The organism is Variovorax cryoconiti, from assembly GCF_051216395.1.
Taxonomy (GTDB): Bacteria; Pseudomonadota; Gammaproteobacteria; order Burkholderiales; family Burkholderiaceae_C; genus Variovorax.
The window spans coordinates 2425-5584 of record NZ_JBPJZI010000019.1; the positions used below are offsets into that span (position 1 = coordinate 2425).

A 3160-nucleotide genomic window follows, 5' to 3' on the forward strand; every position below is an offset into this window, starting at 1 on the left:
AAAGGTTTAGTGCAGACCGTGCCATCAGCAACATAGAATTTTTGATTGCGTCAAAAGAAACTTCAATTTCGAGTCAAATCGAATTTTGAATGTAACGGCATAACGCGTCAGGTGAAAGACCTGACATATTCCTTGAAATGATTTTGTAGTTTCGAAAGAAACGTCAAAGTTATAGGGTCAAGTGAATAAGAGCACGTGGTGGATGCCTTGGCAATGATAGGCGACGAAGGACGTGATAGCCTGCGATAAGCTTCGGGGAGCTGGCAAATTAGCTTTGATCCGGAGATTTCCGAATGGGGAAACCCACCTGCAAAGGTATCGCATGATGAATACATAGTCATGCGAGGCGAACCGGGTGAACTGAAACATCTCAGTAGCTCGAGGAAAAGACATCAACCGAGATTCCGAAAGTAGTGGCGAGCGAAATCGGAGAAGCCTGTTAGTGATAGCACAAGACATAACGGAACAGTTTGGAAAGACTGGCCATAGCGGGTGATAGCCCCGTACGTGAAATGACCTGTGTGGTACTGAGCTAACGACAAGTAGGGCGGGACACGAGAAATCCTGTCTGAACATGGGGGGACCATCCTCCAAGGCTAAATACTCATCATTGACCGATAGTGAACTAGTACCGTGAGGGAAAGGCGAAAAGAACCCCGGGAGGGGAGTGAAATAGATCCTGAAACCGCGTGCTTACAAAAAGTAGGAGCCTCGTAAGGGGTGACTGCGTACCTTTTGTATAATGGGTCAGCGACTTACATTCAGTGGCAAGGTTAACCGAATAGGGAAGCCGTAGAGAAATCGAGTCCGAATAGGGCGATCAGTCGCTGGGTGTAGACCCGAAACCAAGTGATCTATCCATGGCCAGGATGAAGGTGCCGTAACAGGTACTGGAGGTCCGAACCGACTAGTGTTGCAAAACTAGCGGATGAGCTGTGGATAGGGGTGAAAGGCTAAACAAACTTGGAAATAGCTGGTTCTCTCCGAAAACTATTTAGGTAGTGCCTCAAGTATTACCATCGGGGGTAGAGCACTGTTTTGGCTAGGGGGTCATGGCGACTTACCAAACCAAGGCAAACTCCGAATACCGATGAGTACAGCTTGGGAGACAGAGCACCGGGTGCTAACGTCCGGACTCAAGAGGGAAACAACCCAGACCGCCAGCTAAGGTCCCTAAAATTGGCTAAGTGGGAAACGAAGTGGGAAGGCTAAAACAGTCAGGATGTTGGCTTAGAAGCAGCCATCATTTAAAGAAAGCGTAATAGCTCACTGATCGAGTCGTCCTGCGCGGAAGATGTAACGGGGCTAAGCCAGTTACCGAAGCTGCGGATTTGCAATTTATTGCAAGTGGTAGGAGAGCGTTCTGTAAGCCTGTGAAGGTGCGTTGTAAAGCGTGCTGGAGGTATCAGAAGTGCGAATGCTGACATGAGTAGCGTTAAAGGGGGTGAAAAGCCCCCTCGCCGTAAGCGCAAGGTTTTCTACGCAACGTTCATCGGCGTAGAGTGAGTCGGCCCCTAAGGCGAGGCAGAGATGCGTAGCTGATGGGAAACAGGTCAATATTCCTGTACCGATATATAGTGCGATGTGGGGACGGATCTTAATAGGTCATCCAGTTATTGGATTATTCTGGTTTAGTTGGATGTAGGCGTGCATTAGGCAAATCCGGTGCACATATACCGAGGCCAACGATCGAGCGGACTTGTCCGTGAAGTGACTGAACGAGGTTCCAGGAAAAGCCACTAAGCTTCAGCTATATACGACCGTACCGCAAACCGACACTGGTGCGCGAGATGAGTATTCTAAGGCGCTTGAGAGAACTCAGGAGAAGGAACTCGGCAAATTGACACCGTAACTTCGGAAGAAGGTGTGCCCTATTAGTGTGTAGTGAACAACGAAGCATGAATGGGTTGCAAAAAATCGGTGGCTGCGACTGTTTATTAAAAACACAGCACTCTGCAAACACGAAAGTGGACGTATAGGGTGTGACGCCTGCCCGGTGCTGGAAGATTAAATGATGGGGTGCAAGCTCTTGATTGAAGTCCCAGTAAACGGCGGCCGTAACTATAACGGTCCTAAGGTAGCGAAATTCCTTGTCGGGTAAGTTCCGACCTGCACGAATGGCGTAACGATGGCCACACTGTCTCCTCCTGAGACTCAGCGAAGTTGAAATGTTTGTGATGATGCAATCTCCCCGCGGAAAGACGGAAAGACCCCATGAACCTTTACTGTAGCTTTGTATTGGACTTTGAACAGATCTGTGTAGGATAGGTGGGAGGCTTTGAAGCGGTGCCGCTAGGTATCGTGGAGCCAACGTTGAAATACCACCCTGGTGTGTTTGAGGTTCTAACCTAGGTCCATTATCTGGATCGGGGACAGTGCATGGTAGGCAGTTTGACTGGGGCGGTCTCCTCCCAAAGCGTAACGGAGGAGTTCGAAGGTACGCTAGTTACGGTCGGACATCGTGACGATAGTGCAATGGCATAAGCGTGCTTAACTGCGAGACTGACAAGTCGAGCAGATGCGAAAGCAGGACATAGTGATCCGGTGGTTCTGTATGGAAGGGCCATCGCTCAACGGATAAAAGGTACTCTGGGGATAACAGGCTGATACCGCCCAAGAGTTCATATCGACGGCGGTGTTTGGCACCTCGATGTCGGCTCATCTCATCCTGGGGCTGTAGCCGGTCCCAAGGGTATGGCTGTTCGCCATTTAAAGAGGTACGTGAGCTGGGTTTAAAACGTCGTGAGACAGTTTGGTCCCTATCTTCCGTGGGCGCTGCAGATTTGAGGAAGCCTGCTCCTAGTACGAGAGGACCGGAGTGGACACACCTCTGGTGTATCGGTTGTCACGCCAGTGGCATTGCCGAGTAGCTAAGTGTGGAAGAGATAACCGCTGAAAGCATCTAAGCGGGAAACTCGTTTCAAGATGAGATCTGCCGGGGCCTTGAGCCCCCTAAAGAGTCGTTCAAGACCAGGACGTTGATAGGTCAGGTGTGGAAGCGCAGTAATGCGTTAAGCTAACTGATACTAATTGCTCGTGCGGCTTGACCCTATAACTTTGATCAATCAGATCAAGGTGTTATGCCAAGTTGACGCATTCAAAATAATTCGCCAAAAGCTGATTCCAAACTCTATGAATTCGTTTGCTTGATCATTCGATC

1 rRNA gene is annotated in these 3160 nt (G+C 49.5%); it reads left to right on the plus strand.

What is annotated here, in order from left to right:
- Window positions 1-175 precede the first annotated feature (175 nt).
- Window positions 176-3051: ribosomal RNA gene (locus ACSFA2_RS25305) — 23S ribosomal RNA — on the plus strand.
- The last annotated feature ends 109 nt before the right edge of the window (window positions 3052-3160 follow it).